At 65.2% G+C, this 20,670-nt stretch carries 11 protein-coding genes; 9 read left to right on the top strand and 2 right to left on the bottom strand.

Features of this window, described 5'->3' with window-relative positions; genetic code table 11:
• Together TS85_RS10310 and bamA are read left to right on the top strand one after the other, a co-directional pair.
• Complete coding sequence (locus TS85_RS10310) at positions 1-1,359, top strand: ATP-binding protein (RefSeq protein ID WP_044332019.1); 1,359 nt, start codon at positions 1-3, stop codon at positions 1,357-1,359.
• 562 nt (positions 1,360-1,921) lie between these two features.
• The gene (gene bamA, locus TS85_RS10305; RefSeq protein ID WP_077228553.1) at positions 1,922-4,660 is read left to right on the top strand and encodes an outer membrane protein assembly factor BamA; all 2,739 of its coding nucleotides are present in this window, start codon (positions 1,922-1,924) and stop codon (positions 4,658-4,660) included.
• Positions 4,661-4,755: 95 nt separating this feature from the next.
• Here bamA and TS85_RS10300 read toward each other — a convergent pair whose 3' ends face one another.
• The gene (locus TS85_RS10300) at positions 4,756-5,556 is read right to left on the bottom strand and encodes a LytR/AlgR family response regulator transcription factor (protein WP_227698752.1); all 801 of its coding nucleotides are present in this window, start codon (positions 5,554-5,556) and stop codon (positions 4,756-4,758) included.
• A complete protein-coding gene (locus tag TS85_RS10295) occupies positions 5,540-6,709 on the bottom strand; it encodes a sensor histidine kinase (RefSeq protein ID WP_162184712.1) in 1,170 nt (389 codons plus the stop codon). Before TS85_RS10295 ends, TS85_RS10300 begins: the two co-directional genes overlap by 17 nt.
• Before the next feature lie 474 nt (positions 6,710-7,183).
• Between TS85_RS10295 and TS85_RS10290 the strand changes: the two genes are divergently transcribed.
• The 7 genes from TS85_RS10290 to TS85_RS10260 all read left to right on the top strand — a co-directional run bounded on the left by TS85_RS10290 (position 7,184) and on the right by TS85_RS10260 (position 20,642).
• Complete coding sequence (locus TS85_RS10290; protein WP_162184711.1) at positions 7,184-10,228, top strand: TonB-dependent receptor; 3,045 nt, start codon at positions 7,184-7,186, stop codon at positions 10,226-10,228.
• Between the two features lie 61 nt (positions 10,229-10,289).
• On the top strand, positions 10,290-11,840 hold the full coding sequence (locus TS85_RS10285; protein WP_044332015.1) for a tryptophan halogenase family protein: 1,551 nt from the start codon (positions 10,290-10,292) through the stop codon (positions 11,838-11,840).
• The gene (locus TS85_RS10280) at positions 11,837-13,360 is read left to right on the top strand and encodes a tryptophan halogenase family protein (RefSeq protein WP_044332014.1); all 1,524 of its coding nucleotides are present in this window, start codon (positions 11,837-11,839) and stop codon (positions 13,358-13,360) included. The genes TS85_RS10285 and TS85_RS10280 overlap by 4 nt, the downstream gene beginning before the upstream one ends.
• A complete protein-coding gene (locus TS85_RS10275) occupies positions 13,357-14,451 on the top strand; it encodes a LacI family DNA-binding transcriptional regulator (RefSeq protein WP_044332013.1) in 1,095 nt (364 codons plus the stop codon). Before TS85_RS10280 ends, TS85_RS10275 begins: the two co-directional genes overlap by 4 nt.
• Entirely contained in the window at positions 14,448-16,058 is a 1,611-nt protein-coding gene (locus TS85_RS10270; protein ID WP_227698751.1) for a GH39 family glycosyl hydrolase, read from the top strand. Before TS85_RS10275 ends, TS85_RS10270 begins: the two co-directional genes overlap by 4 nt.
• A gap of 52 nt (positions 16,059-16,110) precedes the next feature.
• Positions 16,111-18,972, top strand: a complete 2,862-nt coding sequence (locus TS85_RS10265) for a TIM-barrel domain-containing protein (RefSeq protein ID WP_044332012.1) — start codon at positions 16,111-16,113, stop codon at positions 18,970-18,972.
• The gene (locus TS85_RS10260) at positions 18,969-20,642 is read left to right on the top strand and encodes a DUF5597 domain-containing protein (RefSeq protein WP_044332011.1); all 1,674 of its coding nucleotides are present in this window, start codon (positions 18,969-18,971) and stop codon (positions 20,640-20,642) included. The genes TS85_RS10265 and TS85_RS10260 overlap by 4 nt, the downstream gene beginning before the upstream one ends.
• Positions 20,643-20,670 lie beyond the last annotated feature (28 nt).

Raw genomic sequence — 20,670 nt, 5'->3', positions numbered from 1 at the left:
ATGCCGAATTTAAAGCGGTTTTCGCTGCTGTTGCGGATATTCCTGGTGATGCTGGCCAGTGCCGCGGCAGCGCAGCTCATCAGTGGCGTGCTCCTGTTCGTCCTGCCCGCGCCTGTCCCGCGCCTGTTCAGCGTCGATCAGGTCAGCGCAGCGTTGAAGACGGGGCATGACTCGAGCCGAAACCTGCTCCTGAGCGCGGAGCCGCCCGCCACCCTCGCCACCCGGCAGAGCGAGAGTTCGGCGCGGATGCGGGCCTTGTTCACCCAGCGGCTGGGCGTTCCGGCCTCCCGGCTTCGCTTGCAGTTGTTCCTCGAACCGCATTTTCCCCGGCGCGTGGGCCCCGATGGGCGCTTGTCGAGCGGCCCGCCACCCTTTGGGGGCCTCCCGCGCGAGCGGTTCGGGAGGCCGAGCGATGAATTGCTGTTCGGCGATTTTTTGGTCTCGCTGCAACTTGCGGACGGCAGCTGGCGGACCGCGCGGCCGGCGCGCGGCTTCGCCACGTTCTGGCGTTGGCGCGCCCTGTCGTGGCTGCTCGCCGCGTTGCTGGCGATTGCACCGTTCGCCTGGTGGCTGGCGCGGCGGATCACGCGCCCGATCGCGGCGTTCGCCGAGGCCGCCGAGCGCCTTGGCCGCGATCCGCGCTCTGCCCCCGTGCCCGTCCGCGGGCCGCCGGAGATCGAGGAGGCGGCATCCGCGCTCAACCAGATGCAGGCGCGGGTCTCGCGCTATATCGAAGATCGCTCGATGCTGCTGGCGGCGATCGCGCATGATCTCCGTACGCCGCTCGCGCGCATTGCCTTCCGTATGGAGAACGCGCCGGAGCCTTTGCGCGCTGCGACGGAGACCGACATCAAGGACATGGAGGCGATGCTCTCGTCGACGCTGTCGCTCGTTCGCGACCTGACCGTTCCGCCCAAGCGGCAGCGCCTCGACCTGCGCGCGCTGATGGAGAGCGTGACCGACTCGTTCAGCGACAATGGCGACGACGTGCGACTCGAAGAGGGCGCCGCCGCGATCGTCGACGGGGATCGCGCGGAGCTGAAACGGCTGTTCGGCAATCTGATCCGCAACGCCGTTCTGTATGGCGGGCAAGCGACGGTGGCGATCGGCACGAGCGGCGGCCGCGCCTGGGTGGAAGTGCGCGACCTGGGGCCGGGGGTCCCCGAAGAGCTGCTCGAGCGGGTCTTCGAGCCGTTTTTTCGGATCGAGCAGTCGCGGAATCGCGCAAGCGGCGGCGTCGGCCTGGGACTGGCCAGCGCGCGCGCGATCGCGCGGGCGCATGGCGGGGAAGTCACGCTCCGCAATCGCAGCGAGGGCGGCCTTGTCGCACGCGTTTCACTGCCCGTTTCGAGTAGCTAGAAACCTCGGAGAAATGCGGCCCGCCGAACGAGTGACAAGTGGATCGGGAGTATCTCTTGTGCATATTTCGGCGTCGGCGGGCCCGCTGCTCTTGTGTGGCGCGGGCTGGATGAACAGCCCTGGCGCAATCGCGGAACGCGGCAGCCTCCACGGTAGCGATCTCGCCTGGACAGCGGGGCGCTTCAAGCGCTCCGGTCCCTCGTTACCTCTTTCAGTGCCCGAACCAGGCACACCCTGAATGCTGCAGGCCGCGTATTCTTCCGGAAGAGCGCGGCCAGGCAGGCCGGAGCGGGCGGACCCCAAAGCCGCCCGGATCGGCGCGGATCGGGCGTCCCGCCTTGCCCGAGGCGGGAACGCCCGATCCGACACCGCTATCGCCAAGCGGCTGCAACGCGCCCCGGCGCCCGTCCGGAAACTTGGCAGAAACCCCGAAGCCATCGGCTGGAGCGTGCGGCCGTGGTTCCCGACCTCCTCGCCGTAGACCTGTAGATGCCGCTTATCATGCGTGGAGTAATAGGTGACCAAACGACCCATCGGCCACGGGCTTCGGCCGCGTGGCGCCATGTTGTTCTGCGCAAGCGCGTTGCTGTCCGGGATCGTGGCTGCGCCGGCATCCGCCCAGAGCGGGCCGGCGGCACCGAACCCGCAGGCGTCGAACCCCACACCGGCACCACCCGCACCCGTCCCGCGCGTGACGAAAAGCCTGCGGGTCGAGGGCGTCCAGCGCCTGGAGCCGGAGACGATCCTGTCCTATACCCGGCTGCGCACCGGTGAGCCCTATACTACCGAGACGGTCGACCAGGCGATCAAGGATCTGCTCGGCTCCGATCTGCTCGCCGACGTCGCGATCGAAGGCCTGGAGACGGGCGACCTGGTGATCCGCATCCGCGAGAATCCGGTGATCAACCGCGTCGTGTTCGAAGGCAATAAGCGCCTGAAGAGCGACAAGATTCTCAAGGAAGTGAAGCTGGGGCCGCGCCAGCTCTTCACGCGAACCGCGGTCCGCGCCGATGTCGCGCGCATCGTCGAACTGTATCGCCGCCAGGGTCGCTTCGCCGCCACCGTCGCGCCGAAGATGGTGAGCCTCGACCAGAACCGCGTCGACGTGGTGTTCGAGATCGACGAGGGCCCCAAGTCCAAGGTCCGCCAGATCAACATCATCGGCAACAAGGTGTTCGGGAGCCGCGTCCTGCAGGGCGCGATGGCGACAAAGCAGTCGCGCATCTCGGCGCTTTTCAGCTCGAACACGTCGTACGACCAGGACCGGCTGGCCTATGACCAGCAGAAGCTGCGCCAATTCTACCTGACCGAAGGCTATGCCGATTTCCGCGTGATCTCGGCAATGGCCGAGCTGACGCCGGACAAGCGCGACTTCATCATCACCTATGTCGTCGAGGAAGGTCCGCGCTATAAATTCGGGCCGGTGACGGTCGACAGCGCGATCCGCGACTTTGACGACAAGCGGCTCGCCACGGCGCTCCAGATCAAGGAAGGCCAATGGTATAACGCGAAAGCCGTCGAGGACACCGTCGAGCAGCTGAGCGAGACTGCCGGCGCTTTCGGCTATGCGTTCGCGGACGTCCGCCCCGAATTCCAGCGCGACAAGGACGCGCTGACGATGACGATGAACTTCCACATCGGCGAGTCCAACCGCACCTATATCGAGCGGATCGACATCACCGGCAACCGCCAGACGCAGGACAAGGTCATCCGCCGCGAGATGCGCGTCGCGGAGGGCGATGCGTTCAATACCTTCCTCGTCAAGCGCTCGCAGGACCGCATCAATTCGCTCGGCTATTTCGAGGACAAGTTCGAGATCGAGCGCAAGGAAGGGTCGACTCCCGACCGCATCGTGCTCGCGGCCAACGTCGAGGAACGCGCCAATGGCGAGCTGACGCTGTCCGCCGGCTTCTCCAGCCTCGAGAGCTTCATCCTCCAGGCGTCGATCCGCCAGCGCAACTTCCGCGGCATGGGGCAGACGGTGTCGGCCTCGGCCGATTATTCGAGCACGTCCAAGTCGATCGAGCTGGGCTTTACCGAGCCCTATCTGTTCGACAGCAACGTGGCGCTCGGCGCGACGATCTTTCGCCGCGATTATAACGCGTTCAACTATATCGGCAGCGATCGCAGCACGACCTATGAGCAGGTCTCGACGGGCTTCCAGCTCGTCGCGGGCCTCCCGCTTACCGAATATTGGACATTGTCCACGCGCTACACGCTGATGAAGGACGACGTGACGCTCGACAAAAGCACGTTCTACTCGGACACCGACGGCGACGGGGACACCGAATGCGACCCGCTAAAGGCCGGCACCTATTATTGCCAGGCGATCGGCTCGCGCATCACTTCGCTGGTCGGGGTGTCGCTAATCTATGACAGCCTCAACAGCCGCATCCGGCCCAGCCGCGGCCATCGGCTTTCGTTCAGCGCGGATTTTGCCGGGCTCGGCGGGGACGTCAGCTATCTGCGCGGGCGCTTCGATGGCGCCAAATACTGGAATGTCGGCAAGGGGTTCATCTTCTCGCTGACCGGGGAGGGCGGCTATATCCACGGCTTGAAGGGGTCGACGACCGCCGGTGTCGATCCCATCCGGATCACCGACCGCTTCTACCTGGGCGAGCCGCAGTTTCGCGGCTTCGACATCCGCGGGGTGGGGCCGCGCGTCAAGCGGATCAGCTACACGGGAGATCCGACTACGGGCACGCAGCTGCTGAACACCGACAAGGACTCGGTCACCGACGACGCGCTGGGGGGGAAGGCCTATTATCTGACCAAGGCCGAGCTGGAAATTCCGCTTGGCGCCGGCGCCCGGGAAATGGGCCTGCGACCCTCGATCTTCATCCAGGCCGGTGCGGTCTTCAACATCACCCGCCCGTCCAAGACCGTCGAGTTCGAACAGCTCAAGGACTCGTCCGGCAAGCTGCTCTATAACGCCGACGGGTCGCCGACGCTGTTGCCCAAGAAGACCTATGTCTATGATTCGAATGGCAAACCCTATTATGTCGTCGCGTCGACCGACGCGAATTATGCCGGCCAGACCACGACCTGCAAGGTCGGCTACGCCGCGAGCGCGAGCGCGGCGTGCGTGGGTACGTCGCTCAACACGCTCTATTACACCGAGACCTCGCCGTTTCTGGAGAGCTTTGTCGGGGACTCGGCGAAACCGCGAATTTCCATCGGCTTCGGCGTGAACTGGACCTCGCCGTTCGGCCCGCTTCGCATCGACGTCGCCAAGGATATCATCAGCGTCGACGGCGACGATGCCAAGCTGATCACCTTCAATGTGGGGACCCAGTTCTAGGATGTCGTCCGGCCGCCGGCCCGGCAAGGTCGGCGGCGCCCAATCAGGGTTCGGGAATTGGCATGCGCGCACGGTCATTAGACCAGCGCAACCGATCAAAGCGGCTGGCCGAGCAACGCTTCGACTTCGCTGCGATAGGTGCGGCTCATCATCAGCCGGTCCCCATTTTGTAGCTGGACTTCGAACTCACCATGGGATCGTCGCTCGAGCGCGGCGATCGACCGGATGTTGACGATGCTCGAGCGATGGATGCGAACGAAGCGGAACGGATCGAGGCGGCTTGCGACCGTGGTCAGGCTTGCCCGGCACAGAAATGCCTCGCCTTGCGAATGTACGTTCACGTACACGCCCGCCGCTTCGATCCAGTCGATCTGATCGGTCATCAACAGGCGCGTGGTGTCTCGCGACTTGACCACGATCCAGTGCCAGATCGCGCCAGGCTTGGCGCGTTGCGCGACCAGCTTGACCAGATCGTGCCCAAGCGCGTTCGCGCTGTCGGCATTGCGAAGCCGCAGGTCGTTCAGCCGTTCCTTCGCGCGCGCGATCGTCGTGTCGAAGCGCTGGTCGCTGAACGGCTTGAGGAGATAATCGATCGCATTGCTCTCGAACGCCTGGATGGCGAAACGGTCATAGGCAGTGACGAATATGGTGACCGGCATCGCCTCGGCACCGATCGCCTCGATCACCCCAAGCCCGTTGACGCCGGGCATCTGCATGTCGAGGAACACGATATCGGGGCGCTCCTCGCGGATCTTCGCGATCGCGTCGGCGCCATTCTCGGCGGTGAGGATCTTCGCGACATCGCCGTCGCGGGCCAGCAGATCGGTGATGCGTCGCCGCGCCGGCGCCTCGTCGTCGACCACCAGCGCGCGGATCGGATCAGGCTGCGCTGTCACCGGCTTCGGCATCGCGTGCATTGGTCGGGATTCGGATCGCCACCCTGGTGCCACCGCCCCTGCGCCGCGAGAGGGTGAACGCCCGCTGCTTCTCGTCGTCGCACAGCGCCTGGACGCGCTCATGAGTCACATGAAGCCCGAGCCCGGCGCCGGTTTCCATCCGCCAGTGCGGCGGCAGCCCGACACCGTCGTCATCGACCTTGATCTGCAGGTGATCGCCAGCGAGGTGCGCGGAAATGACCACCTCTCCGCCGTGGACCCGGCCCTCAAGACCATGGCGGATCGCGTTTTCCACGAGCGGCTGGAGCAGCATCGACGGGACCATCGCCGACAGCGCGGCGGGATCGGCCTTGATGCGGATCCTGATCCGCTCGCCGAAGCGGAGGCGCTGGATCGCGAGATAATGATCGAGCAGCGCGAGCTCCTGGGCCAGGGTAATCTCGGTGCTGCCCTGGCAATCGAGCGAGCGGCGCAGCAACGCGCCCAGATCCTCGATCATTTCCCGGGCCTGTTTCGGATTTGCGCCGAGCTCGCCCGAGATCGCGTTGAGGGTATTGAACAGGAAATGCGGCTCGAGCTGAAGCCGCAATGCGTTGAGGCGCGATTTGACCAGCCGCTTCTCGACGCGTTCCAACTCGACCTGGCTGGTCAGCAAGCGGCGATGGAAATTGAACGCCTGCACCGCGCCGACGAAGGCGCAATAGGTCACCCAGCCGCCCATGTAGAAATAGATCGCGAACTGCGGGACTCTGAGCGGATTCCAGGTCACTTCGGGGAACGGGAAGAACATCGCGCCCATAACGCAGATATGCGCCAGGCTGAACGGCACGCTCAGCAGCAAATGTGCGGCGGCGATCCGCAGCAGATTGGGATAGGCCGCGGTCAGCCGCCTGTCGATCAGCAGGATCAGCGGGGTGAGAAGCGCCCATGCCCAGGCGTCGAGAACCTTCGCGATCAATTCGCTCCGCAGGAAGCCGTCGACCATGTCGGGGATCGCCTGGAAAATGCTGACCGCGGTCCAGGCGAGCAGTATGAGCAGCGCGAATTTCGCGCGGGCGCGCCATATGCTGGTCCCATGGGCGGAGAGCCCGGACAGCAGCCCCGTGACCGGAAAGCCGATCCTGGGAGGCGATCTGAAGGTGGCCGCGTTCATGCCGGCCATCTATCCGCCAAATTGGCGGCCGCGTGAAGTCCCTCCTTTTCATCGCAGTCCTAAATGAGCCGCTGTCGGACATCAGGTGTTGCCGGCGACTCGTCTTGAAACGCGGCATATTGATCGACGCACGGGATCATATTGAGCGTGGCGCGCAGCGAGGCCTGCGACGGTATCGACGTGGAACAGTCTATTGGGCTGGTGGAGGCGCATAAAGACTATGAGAGGGTGCGCAGAACGGAGATATGTTGCGAACCGGATAATGGCTTAACCAAGCGGTCTGATGACATTTAAGGTGGCTAAATGGGGTGATCAACCGAAGCTTTTCGACGCGTTATCCGGCTGTTGGTGCGTGGACTCACGTACATAACTGTGGCTCTATTGATGAAGATCATCCGCCGAGAAGTGGATGACAGCGTTGACGACGCCGCGCGGCTGAACCGAGTTGTCGCGGGAGGAGAGGGGGCTTTGATTATGGTTTTACGCGATAGGAAAGTTGCGCGCTGGCTGGGGGTCTCGACGACAGTCGTCGCGGCCATGCTGGCGATGCCCGCATTTGGACAGACGGCGAGCACCGACGCGAGCGTCGGAGTCGGCCAGGATCAGGCGGACGACGAGGCGGTAATCACCGTCACCGGTCGCCGCGCCGCCATCCAGGCCGCGGACGAGCGGAAGCGCAAGAGCGACAGCATCATCAACTCGATCGTCGCGGACGAGGCCGGCAAGCTGCCGGACAATTCGATCACCGAAGTCCTCCAGCGCGTTTCCGGTGTCAGCATCGTGCGCTTCGGCGCGCTCAACGATCCGGATCACTATTCGGTCGAAGGGTCGGGCATTCAGGTGCGAGGCCTCAGCGGCGTCGCGTCGCGGCTCAACGGCCGGGAGATCTTCAGCGCAAATGGCGGCCGCGCACTGATCTGGGGCGACGTTACCCCGGAGCTGATGCAGGCAGTCGATGTCTACAAATCCTCGACCGCCGACCTGATCGAAGGCGGCACCGGCGGCCAGATCGACCTGCGGACCAAGATGCCGTTCGACTATAGCATCGGCTGGCACGCCGCCGGCAGCGCCGAAATCAGCTATGGCGATCTTGCCAAGGACAAGGACTATGCGCTGTCCGGGCTGATCGCGGGCCATTGGAACACCGCGATCGGCGATATCGGGGTGCTGGTCGATGTGGCGACGAGCCGGCTGACGTCGCTGTCCAACTTCTTCCGCGCCGAGCCCTATTTCCGCCAGCGCTTGCCCGGCGAGACGAGCGACGTGTTCATCCCCGGCGGTTTCGATATCGGCGACGAGGAGTTCAAGCGCGACCGCACCGGCATTTACGCCGCGGTGCAATGGGCGCCGAGCCCCGATCTCGAACTGTCCGGCGTCTTCTTCCAGTCACGGTACAAGAACAAGAATCAATCGCATTTCTCGCAGGTGACCTCGACCAACTTCACCGTCAATCGCACGGGCAGCAAGTTCGACTCGAATGGCGGGCTGATCTCGACGAACTCGCTGTTCCTGCGCGATCCGAATACGTTCGACCCGACCGGAAGCGCGATCGGCAGCGGCGGCGGCACCGAAGGCACGCGCTCGAACACGATGACGCGCGACATTTCGGGCGAGTTCAGCTGGCAGCCGAACCAGGGGCCCTTCAAGCTGTCCGGCGCGTTCCAGAACGTGTTGTCGACGTCGCAGGCGGACCGTCTCGCGGTGTTCCGCGACGTGCCATTTCCGTCGTCGTTCGGCTTCGATCTGTCGGGCGATTTCCCCACCGTGACGCTGCCGACGCTGGCGCCCGGCCAGTTCACCAATCCGGCCAATTATCAATGGGCGGCGGCGATGCCGCACAACGAGCTCAATCGCGGGACGATGAACGCAGTCGACCTGGATGCCCAATATAGCTTCGAAGACAGCTTCCTGCGCGACATCAAGATCGGCGGTCGCTGGTCGGAGCGCAAGGAGCGCGATCTCAACAACGGCTATACCTGGACGGCGCTGGGTCGCGGCTGGAACGGCTTCGGCGCGGACTATGCGCCGCAGCTTACCTTCGCCAATGCCAAGCCGGGCGATATCGACGCCTATACGTTCGACAATTTCTTCCATGGCCAGATCGCGGTGCCGACGCAGATGCTGTGGCCGACCATCGATCTCGTACGGAATGTCGACGTCGACGATCTGCATCGCGCCCCGCCCGCCAATTTCTGCGGAGCGGCCGACTGGGGTAATCCCACCTACACCAATTGCGCGACGGCAGGCCCGCTGCCGACCAGCACCTATGGCGGTCCGCGCTCGCGCGTCAACGAGTTCATCAACACCGATCTTGGCATATGGCGGACGCAGAACTGGGCCGCCTATGCCCAGGCGCGTTTCGGCCGCGATTATCAGCCCGGCACGATGGGCGTTTCGGGCAATCTCGGCGTGCGCATCGTGCATGTGAAGAATGAATCGCAGGGCTTCATCGTCCAGAACGCCAATACGATCATCCGCAACGGGCAGATCCAGGACCTGGCGCTGCGCACCGATCCGCGCGGAGGGACGGCCAAGTTCACCAAGGTCCTGCCCTCGGTCAATCTGCAGCTGCAACCGGGCGAGGACGTCAAGCTCCGCGCCGCATTCAACATCACGATGGATCTGCCGACGTTCAACGCGACCCGCGGCGGGGGAGAGATCGGTGTCGCTTCGGTAACCAACCCGGCGAACACCCCGGATCAGAACTTCCCGAATCTCTTCACCAACTTCACCGCGTCGACCGGCAATCCCTTCCTGAAGCCGGCGATGTCGAGCAACCTGGATCTGGCGGCGGAATGGTATGTCAAACCGGGGACGATGTTCTTCGTCAACGGCTTCTACAAGCGGGTGACCGACCTGCCGATCTACTCGCTGACCCAGCGCCAGGTCACCGTCCGGTTTTCGAACGGGACGAGCGAAGTGGTGACGGCATCGGCGTCGGACGTGGCGACCGCCACGGAGGCGGCCACGGTGAAGGGCGTGGAACTTGGCGGCCGCGCGTTTCTCGACATGCTGCCGGGTTTGCTGGCCGGGTTCGGGGCCGAGGCCAATTACACCTTTGTCGACAGCAAGAATCCGGGGGATCTCTATCGGGATATCTTTGGCACCATCCGCAACGATGCGCCGCTCCAGGGCCTTTCCAAGCACAACTACAACATTGCCGCGCTGTACGAACGCGGAAGGGTGTCGGCGCGCGTGGCCTATTCGTGGCGGTCGAAATATCTGCAATCGACCAATTCCAACGGGACGACGCCGACCTATAGCTACGTCGCCACTCCGGGCGGCACCGCGCAGAGCACGGCGATCGCATTGCCGGTCTATGGCGACGCCTATGGCCAGGTCGATGTCGGCCTGATCGTCAAGGCGACCGACTTCCTGTCCTTCTCGCTGCGGGGAACCAATGTGCTCAACGCGACCCAGCGCACCTTGATGGGAGGCTATAACAACGACGCCATCTACGTCCGGAGTTGGTTCCAGAGCGACAGGCGCGTTAGCTTCGGCGTGAACCTGGCTTTCTAAAACGGGTCGGGCGCGGCGGCCGCCGAACCGGGTTCGGCGGCCACGCTCTCGAGGAGGGACGATGTCGAAGCGCGTGTTGATCATAGGGGGCGGGACCGCCGGCTGGCTGACCGCCGGGTATCTCGCCAAACGGCTTGGGGCGGACCTCCCCGGAGGCGTGTCGATACGCCTGATCGAATCGCGCGAGATCGCGATCCTGGGGGTCGGGGAGGGGACATTCCCGACCATTCGCAACACAGTATCGACGATCGGCGTGGCGGAAGCCGATCTCGTCCGGCGATGCGGCGCGACCTTCAAGCAAGGCGCCAAATTCCTCGGCTGGGCGGGGACTGGCGCTGGTCGGCGCGACGAATTCCTTCATGCGTTCCAGGCGCCGGAAAGCCGCGGCGGGCTCGACCTGCTGCCCTATTGGCTGATCGGCGAGGGCGGGGACGCCCCCTGGGACGAAGCGAGCAGCCCGCAGCGGCGGGCGGTGGATGCATGCCGCGCGCCCAAGCTGCCTTCGCATCCCGATTTCACCGGGCCGCTCAACTACGCCTTTCATTTCGACGCGGTCGCGCTGGCGAAGCTCCTGCGGGACCAGTCGATCGCCAACGGCGTGGCGCATCTGACCGACACCGTGACCGAAGTGCTGATCGGCGAAGACGGTGCGATCGCCGGCCTGCGCACCGAGGCAAACGGCGTGCTGGAGGCTGATCTCTATATCGATTGCACCGGCTTTCGTGCCGAACTGATCGGCAAGGCGCTGGGCGTGCCGTTTCGCTCGTGCCGCGACGTGCTGTTCTGCGACACGGCATTGGCGGCGCAGCTGCCCTATGCCGCGTCGGATGCGCCGATCGCGTCCTGCACGCTCTCGACGGCGCAGGAAGCCGGTTGGGTCTGGGACATCGGCCTCGATAGCCGCCGCGGCATCGGGCATGTCTATTCGTCGGACCATAGCAACGACGCGCGCGCCGAGGCAGTGCTGCGTTCCTATATCGGCGCCGGGGCGGAGGGCGTGGAAATCCGCAAGCTCCGCTTCGAGGCGGGGTATCGGGAGATCAGCTGGCGCGGAAACTGCGTCGCCATCGGCTTGTCGAGCGGCTTTTTCGAACCGCTCGAGGCGACCGGCATCGCCTTTGTCGAAGTCGCGGCGGCATTGGTCGCCAACCTGTTCCCCTGGGGCGGCGACCAGGAGACTTCGGCGCGCCAGTTCAACGAAATCATGCGGCGGCGCTACGAGCGCGCGCTCGACTTCATCAAGCTTCATTACTGCATTAGCAAACGGCGCGATTCCGATTTCTGGCGCGACAATGTCGAGCGATCGACGTCGCGCGACAGCTTGCACGAACTGCTCGATCGCTGGCGCTTCCGCCCCCCGACCGAGATCGACATCGATTCCAACATCGACATTTTTCCCGAGAGCAGCTGGCAGTATGTTCTCTACGGCATGGGCTGGAAGACCGACCTGAGCGCCAAGGCCGGCATCTATCGCTACCGTGACGATGCCCGGGCGGCGTTCGCGGACGTCCGGCGCCAGGCGGATTTCGCGGTGCGCAACCTGCCCTCCAACCGCGAGCTGGTCGATTTCGCGATGACGCGGGGCTTCGGCCCCCGCGCCGCGGCGGCATGAGCGGCGCACAAATGGTGGAGCGGATCACCCGCGTGGTCATCGCCGGCGGGGGTACTGCCGGCTGGATGACGGCGGCGGCGATGGCGCGGGCGCTGGGGCCGGAGGTGTCGGTCACGCTGGTCGAGTCCGAGGAGATCGGGACCGTGGGGGTCGGCGAGGCCACCGTCCCCCCGCTCCACGATTTCAACGGCATGCTCGGCATCGACGAGAATGATTTCGTTCGACAGACCCAGGCGACGTTCAAACTGGGCATCGAGTTCGTCGATTGGGGACGGATCGGCGCGCGCTACATCCACCCCTTCGGGCCGATCGGCCGGGATATTGGCGGGCTGAAATTTCACCAATTGTGGCTGCGCCATCGGCTGCTGGGCGGTCCGGAGGCCGATATCGGGCGGATCGAGGATTATTGCCTGTCCGCGGTCGCGGCGCGGCAGGGGCGCTTTGCCCGGCCCTCTCCCGATCCGGCGACGGTATTGTCTTCGCTCGCCTATGCCTTTCATTTCGACGCGGCGCGCTATGCCCTGTTCCTGCGCGGCTATGCGGAGAAGCGCGGCGTGCGCCGGATCGAGGGCAGGATCGCGTCGGTCGAGCGGGACGCGGAGACGGGTTTCCTGCTGGCGCTGGCGCTGGAGGACGGCAGGCGAGTCGAGGGCGCGCTCTTCATCGATTGCAGCGGGTTCCGCTCGCTGCTGCTCGGCGAGGCGCTGGGCGTCGGCTATCGCAGCTGGCAGCGCTGGCTGCCATGCGACCGCGCGATCGCGATGCCCAGCGAAAGCGCGGGGCCGCCGCTGCCCTATACCCGCTCGACCGCCGGACCGGCGGGCTGGCGCTGGCGCATTCCGCTCCAGCACCGCGTCGGCAACGGCCATGTCTATTCGAGCGCGCATCTGAGCGACGAGGCGGCGCACCGCGAACTCACCAATGGTCTCGATTCACCGGCCTGCGGCGAACCGCGTATGCTGCGCTTCGAGGCGGGGCGGCGCGAGAAATTCTGGGATCGCAACTGCGTGGCGATCGGCTTGTCGAGCGGCTTTATCGAGCCCCTTGAATCCACCAGCATCCACTTGATCCAGTCGGCGATATTCAGGCTGATGGCGCTGTTTCCCGACACCGGCTTCGACCGGGTCGAGATCGACGCGTACAACCGCTGGCTGACGCGCGAATATGAGTTGGTGCGCGACTTCATCATCCTGCACTATCATGCCGGCGAGCGCGACGATTCCGCGTTCTGGCATCATTGCCGCACCATGGACCTTCCCGACAGTCTGGCGACCAAGATCGATCTGTGGCGCGGGAAAGCGCGCCTCCTGCGCGAGCAGCATGACCTGTTCACCGAAGACAGCTGGTGCGCGGTTCTGATGGGGCAGGATATCATGCCGCGGGGGTGCGACCCGCTGGTGCTCGCCATGCCGCTTCAGGAGACCGGGCGCTTCCTGGTCAACCTGCGTGAGAGGATAGCCATAACCGCCGCGGCGATGCCGTCGCATGGCGAGTTCATCGCCAGGCATTGCGCGGCATGACTGTGCGCCGGACGCTGGCGTCGCCGCCGGAAAGGGTAACGCTTCACAGCGTCGCGGCGCGCGCCGGGGTCTCGACGATGACGGTCTCGCGGGTCGTCAATTGTGAGGGGCGCGTGAAGCCGCGGACGCGCGAGGCGGTCGAACGCGCGATCCGCGAGCTGAATTACGTGCCCAACGCCGCCGCCAAGGCGCTGGCCGCCGGGCGCCAGGCCGCCGCGATCGCATTGCTTCTGGACACGCCGAGCGCGACGATGCTCGCGGACATGCTCTGCGCGGTGATGGATGCGCCAGCGCTGTCGAGCGACAGGCTTTCGTTCCTGCGGGTGCGTGACAAGGATGGCCCGGCCGACACGGTTTCCAGGCTCAGGGGCATGGGGGTGCGCGGCGTGGTGCTGACCGCGCCGCTGTGTGACAATCTCAAGCTGCGGCGGGCGCTGAGCCAGGCGGGCATTCGCATCGTCGCGATCGATTGCGATGAGGACGATCCCGATGTGTCCGCTATCGGTATCGACGACCGGCGCGCCGCCTTTGCGCTGACCGTGCGGCTGCTGGCGCTGGGGCATCGGCGCATCGGCTTCATCGCCGGGCCCGCGGGACAGCGGTCGTCGGCGCGGCGGCGCGCGGGCTTTGAATCCGCCCTCGCCCAGTTCGGCGTCGAGCCGGACGCGTCGCTACAATGGACCGGGGACTATAGTTTCCAGGGCACGATCGCGATCGCCGAGCAGATGCTGTCGCTCACCCCGCGTCCGACGGCGATTTTCGCCAGCAACGACGCGATGGCCGCGGCGGTGGTCAGCGTTGCGGGCAGCTGGGGAGTCTCGGTCCCGGGCTCGCTCTCGGTGTGCGGCTTCGACGACGCAGAGATCGCGCGGATGATGTTTCCTCCGCTCACCACCGTCGCGCCGCCGCTCGGCGCGATGGCGGTATGGGCGGTGGGCCAGCTCAACGAGGAGCTGGACGCGATCGAGCAGGGCAGGGAGCCGCCGGTCCGCAAGGTGACTCGCGACTACCAACTCGCATTTCGCGGAACGACCGCGCCGCCGCGCGGAAACGCCGGCGAGAGCGCCGCAGTGACAGGGCTGGAACAATGATGCTTGGGTCGGACATTCGCGGATACGTAAAGGCATGGTTCGCCGCGGCCGCGCTGGCAGGTTTGGCGCCGGCGGCGGCCAATGCCCAGCCGCAGACGGTGACGCACGAAGAAACGAGGCGGATCGACGTCGATCTGGCCAGGCTGTCCGGACCGCTCGATCGCTCGTTCAACTTCTCGGTCGGCGCGGACTATCCCGGCACGCTGATCCGGCCCGACAGCCTTGCCCAGCTCAGGACTGCGACCGGTGAGCTCGGCTTTCGCTACATCCGGTTTCACGCGATCTTCCACGACGTGCTCGGGACGGTTCGGGTGGTCGATGGCAAGACCGTATATGACTGGACCCGGATCGACGCATTATACGATGCCTTCAAGGCAATCGGCATCAAGCCATTCGTCGAACTCGGATTCACCCCGGATGCGATGAAGACGTCGGACCAGACGATCTTCTATTGGAAGGGCAATAGCTCGCATCCCGAGACCCAGGCGTGGAGCGCGCTGGTCGACGCGTTCGTGCGGCACATTCGCAGCCGCTATGGCGTGCGCGAAGTGCGCAGCTGGTATTTCGAGGTGTGGAACGAGCCCAATCTCGACGGCTTCTGGGAGCGCGCCGACCAGAAGGCATATTTCGAACTCTACGAAGCCAGTGTCCGCGCGATCAAGGCAATCGATCCGAACCTGCGCGTCGGCGGACCGGCCACCGCCGGCGCTGCCTGGGTGCCCGAGTTCCTGGCCTATGCCGATGTGCGCGGGCTGCCGGTCGATTTCATCGCCACCCATACTTACGGCGTCGATGGCGGCTTTCTCGACGAAAAGGGTCAGGACGACAACAAGCTTTCGACCAACCCCGATGCGGTCTCCGGCGATGTCCGCCGGGTGCGTCAGCAGATCGATGCGACGCGGCATAAGGGGCTGCCGCTGTTCTTCACCGAATGGAGCGCCAGCTACAATCCGCGCGACCCCGTGCATGATTCCTATATCGCCGCCGCCTATATCCTGACCAAGCTGCGGGCGACGCGCGCCGATGCGCAGGGCATGAGCTATTGGGCCTATAGCGACCTGTTCGAAGAGCCCGGCCCGCCGCCCACGCCCTTTCATGGCGGGTTCGGCCTGCTCAACCGCGAGGGCATCCGGAAGCCCGCCTTCTTCGCCTATAAATATCTCAATCTATTGCGCGGAACCGAAGTCGCGCTCGGCGACAGCCAGGCGATGGCCGCGACCGACAAGGGGCGCACCGGGGTGCTGCTGTGGAACTGGCAGCAGCCCAGGCAGGAAAGCAGCAACCGGCCCTTCTTTACCACGGTGCTGCCCGCGCAGGCCGCAGCGGCGACCGAGGTGCGGTTCAGCGGCCTCGCGCGCGGGAGCTATCGACTGACTGTCCGCCGCACGGGCTACCACGCCAATGACGCGCATACGCGCTATCTGGAGATGGGGTCGCCCACCATTTTGTCCGCCGGTCAGCTGGCCGAATTGCAGCACCGCACCCGCGACCTGCCGGAGCGAAGCGCACGCGTTCGGGTCGGTGCGGACGGAACCTACAACTTGCGCCTGCCGATGCGTTCGAACGACGTGGTTCTCGCGCTGCTCGAGCCGGTCGCGGGAAAATAATGCGCGGCGGCACCCCGCCGCGTGCCGGAACAGACGTACAGGAGATCGTATCTTGACCCATTATCGGCTCGCCCTTGCCGCCGCTGTCCTGGCGAGCGTGTCGCCCCTCGCGGTTGCCGCACAGACCGTCGAGCGCGTCGCGAACGGCGTTGTCGTCACGCCTGCGTCCGGCCCGGCCAAGCGGGTCCGCATACTCGTCTATGGCGAAGACCGGTTCCGCGTCACCGCGACGCCGGAGGAGACTCTCGAACTGCCGGACAGCCTGATGGTCACCGCCAGGCCCGGCGGGGACTTCACCGTCGAAGAGGCGGCTGGCACGGTTCGCGTGAAGGCGGCGGCAGCGACTGCCGAGGTGCGGCTTGCCGATGGCCATGTCCGTTTCCTCGACCGGACCGGGAAGCCCGTGCTCGACGAAGCCGCGCGCGGCGCGTTCCGGCCGGTGACGATCGAAGGCAAGGCTTTCCTTGCCGTCCAGCAGCAGTTCAACCGCGGCACCGACGAGGGGTTCTTCGGGCTTGGCCAGCACCAGAACCGCCAGATGAACTACAATGGCGAGGATGTCGAACTCGCCCAGCACAATATGGATATCGCCGTCCCGTTCCTGGTTTCGACCAAGGGCTATGGCGTGCTGTGGGATGCGAATTCGATCACCCGTTTCGGCAATCCCACGCCCTATGCGCCGACCGGCAAGGGGCTGAACGTCACCAGCGGCGGGGCCCCCGGCTGGACTGCGCAATATTATCTGGGCGACAAACTGGCGGTCACCCAGCGCGAGCCGGAGATCAATTACGAATATCTCCGCGATCAGGCCAAATGGCCCGCCGCCGCCAAGGCCAGGACCGAGCGGGCGGGCGAGAGCGGCCAGAATATCGCCGGCAATGCAGTCGAGACGCAGAAAGTGGTGTGGACCGGTACGCTCCACCCGACCAAATCGGGCGTCCACAAATTCCGCCTCTATGCCTCCAGCTATGTGAAGCTGTCGGTAGACGGCAGGGAAGTGTTCAACCGCTGGCGCCAGAACTGGAATCCCTGGTTCCACAATTTCGAGCTGCCGCTGACCGCCGGCAAGGCGGCCGAGGTCAAGATCGAATGGGAGCCCAACGCCGGCTATATCGCCTTTTACCACAATGATCCGCTGCCCGATCCGGATCGCCATTCGCTGTGGCTTTCGTCCGAAGCGGTTCGCGCGCTCGATTATTACTTTGTCGGCGGGGGAACCCCCGATCGCGTGATAGCCGGCTATCGCGCGCTGACCGGCAAGGCGGAGATGATGCCCAAATGGGCCTATGGCTTCTGGCAGAGCCGCCAGCGCTACGAGACCGCGGACCAGCTGACCGGCGTGGTCGATGAATATCGCCGCCGCGGCATCCCGCTCGACAATATCGTCCTCGACTGGCGCTATTGGACCGATCCGAGCTGGGGCAGCCACGAGTTCGACGCCGCGCGCTTCCCCTCGCCCGAAAAGATGGTCGAGAAGGTCCACGCCCAGAATGCCCGGATCATGATCTCGGTATGGCCCAAATTCTATCCGACGACGGAGAATGGGAAGGCACTCGACGCCAAGGGCTGGCTGTATCGCCGCCCGCTCGAAGCGGGCCAGAAGGACTGGGTCGGGCCGGGCTATGCCAACACCTATTACAACCCGTATGTGAAGGGTGCGCGCGACCTGTATTTCCAGCAGATCCGCGACAAGCTTGTCTCCAAGGGCTTCGACGCATGGTGGATGGACGCGACCGAGCCCGATTGGCATTCGAACCTGTCGGTGGACGAGCGCAAATACCAGATGTCGTCGCCGCTCCACGATCCGGGGGCAGTGCTGTTCAACAGCTATCCGCTGGTCCATTCGGAAGGGCTGGCGGAGAATCTGCGCAAGGAGCAGCCCGAACGCCGGCCGTTCATCCTGACCCGTTCGGGCTTTGCCGGCACCCAGCGGACCAGCTCGGCGCTTTGGTCTGGCGACGTCGCTGCGCGCTGGGACGATTTGCGCGACCAGATTTCGGCGGGCGTCAACCTCTCTATGTCGGGTATTCCCAACTGGACCCATGACATCGGCGGCTTCGCGCTCGAGGATCGCTACACCAATCAGGAGCCGGCGCATCTCGCCGAATGGCGCGAGCTCAATCTGCGCTGGTTCCAGTTCGGCGCTTTCTCGCCGCTGTTCCGCAGCCATGGCGAGACCCCCAAACGCGAGATCTATGAGATCGCCAGGGATGACAAGGCGATGTACGATGCGATGGTCGCGTACACCAGGCTGCGCTACCGGCTGATGCCTTATATCTACACGATCGCCGCCGACACCTGGCACAAGGACGGCACGATCCTGCGCGGGCTGGCGATGGACTTCCCGACCGATCGCAAGGGCTGGAACGTGGACGACGAATATATGTTCGGCCCCGCTTTCCTCGTCGCGCCGGTCACCGAATTCAACGCGCGCAGCCGCCCGGTCTATCTGCCGGCAGGCACCGGCTGGTACGACTGGAACACCGGGGCTTTTGCGAAGGGCGGGCAGACGATCGCCGCCGCCGCGCCGCGCGAGCGCCTGCCGCTGTTCGTGCGCGCCGGGTCGATCGTCCCGACCGGCCCCGACATTCAATGGACCGGCCAAGACCCCGGTGGCGCCATCGTCCTCCATGTCTTTACCGGCGCCGATGGCAGTTTCTCGCTCTACGAGGATGACGGACTGTCGCCGGACTATAAACGGGGCGCGTTCGCGCGCGTGCCGATCCGCTGGGACGAGGCCGCCGGCACGCTGACCATCGGTGTGCGGCAGGGGAGCTTTGCGGGCATGCCTGCGACGCGGGCCCTCTCGGTGCGCTTCCACACCCCGGAACAGGCCGTCGCGCCCGATTTCGCGCCCAACGCCGCGGTCGCTGTCACCTATGACGGCAGCGCGCTCACGGTCCGCCGGCGATGAGCCGCGTGCTGGTGTACGCGACGCGGCGGCGGCTTCGCGCGATCCTCGGCCTGACGATGCTGCTGTCGGCGATGATCGGCGGTGTCTTCGGCACCGCCCCGGCGCACGCGCAGGAGGTGCCGCGTATCGTCGCGCGCGACGGGCGGCATGCGCTGCTGGTCGATGGCGCGCCGTTCCTGATGCTGGGGGTGCAGGCGAACAATTCGAGCAACTATCCCTCGCAGCTGCCGCTCATATGGCCGACGATCGCCCGGATTCATGCCAACACGCTCGAAATGCCGATCGCCTGGGAGCAGGTCGAGCCGGTCGAGGGGCAGTTCGACTTTTCGTTTCTCGACACGCTGGTCGCCCAGGCCCGCGCGCACGATGTGCGGCTGGTGCTGCTGTGGTTCGCGACGTGGAAGAACACCAACGCCAGCTATGCGCCGGAATGGGTCAAGCGCGACACGGGGCGCTTTCCCCGCATGCGCAAGGCCGACGGAAGCCTGCACTATGCGCTCAGCCCGCACGGGCGAAACACGCTGGCGGCGGACAAGCGGGCCTTTGTCGCGCTGCTGCGGCATCTTGCCCGGATCGATCCGACACACACGGTGATCATGGTCCAGCCGGAGAATGAGGCCGGCAGCTACGATCTCGCGCGCGATCATTCGCCCGAAGCGGAACGGCTGTTCCAGGGTCCGGTGCCGGCGGCGCTGACGCGCGCGCTGGGCAAGCCGGCGGGGACCTGGACCCAGCTGTTCGGCAAGCGCGCCGAGCAGTTCTTCCAGACCTGGTACGTCGCTAGCTATATCGACGCAGTCGCCGCGGCGGGCAAGGCCGAGAAGCCGCTGCCGATGTATGTCAATGCCGCGTTGGGCGATGCCTTTAGCGACGAGGCCGGCGATGTCGGCCCGTCGGGCGGGCCCAATTGGAACGTGATCGAGGTGTGGAAGGCCGCGGCCCCGCATATCGATCTGCTCGCGCCCGACATCTACAAGCGGGATCCCGCCGAGGTGTTCGCGATCCTCGACAAATATGCCCGCGCCGACAACGCGCTGATGGTGCCGGAGATCGGCAATGCGCAGGAATATGCCCGCTTCCTGTGGCCGGTGCTCGGCCATGGCGGGCTCGGTTTCTCGCCGTTCGGCATCGATGGCACGGGCTATTTCAATTACCCGCTCGGCGCGAAGACCCTCGACGACGCCACGCTCGCGGTCTTTGCCCAACCCTATCGCCTGTTGGAGCCGATGGCCGCGGACTGGGCGCGGATCGCGTTCGAACATCCCGTCTGGGGCACCGCCAAGGGCGCGCCCGAAGGGTATCAGTCGAAGGTCATGGGCCGGTGGAAGATCAGCACGCGCTACGGCCAATGGCAGATGGGCGATGAAAGCTGGTCGAAATGGACCAAGGTCGACAGGCACCCCGCCGCGGACCTGGATATCGGCGGCATGGTCGCTGCCCAGATCGGTCCCGACACCTTCCTGCTCACCGGCAATAATGTCCGCGTCCATGTGTCGCTCGCGGCCGCGGCTGCGGGCGAACAGGGCCAGTTGATCCGCGCCGAGGAAGGCGGTTTCGTCGATGGCAAATGGGTCACCACCCGGCTGTGGAACGGCGACCAGGTCGATTATGGCTACAACTTCACCGATCGCCCGGTGATGCTGCGGATAACGATGGGCACCTATCGCTGACCGGCATTTGGCCCGGCCTGGCGGCGCG

Origin of the sequence: Sphingomonas hengshuiensis (genome assembly GCF_000935025.1) — a bacterium.
GTDB lineage: Bacteria > Pseudomonadota > Alphaproteobacteria > Sphingomonadales > Sphingomonadaceae > Sphingomonas > Sphingomonas hengshuiensis.
This window is presented reverse-complemented; position numbering and strand designations above follow the sequence as displayed.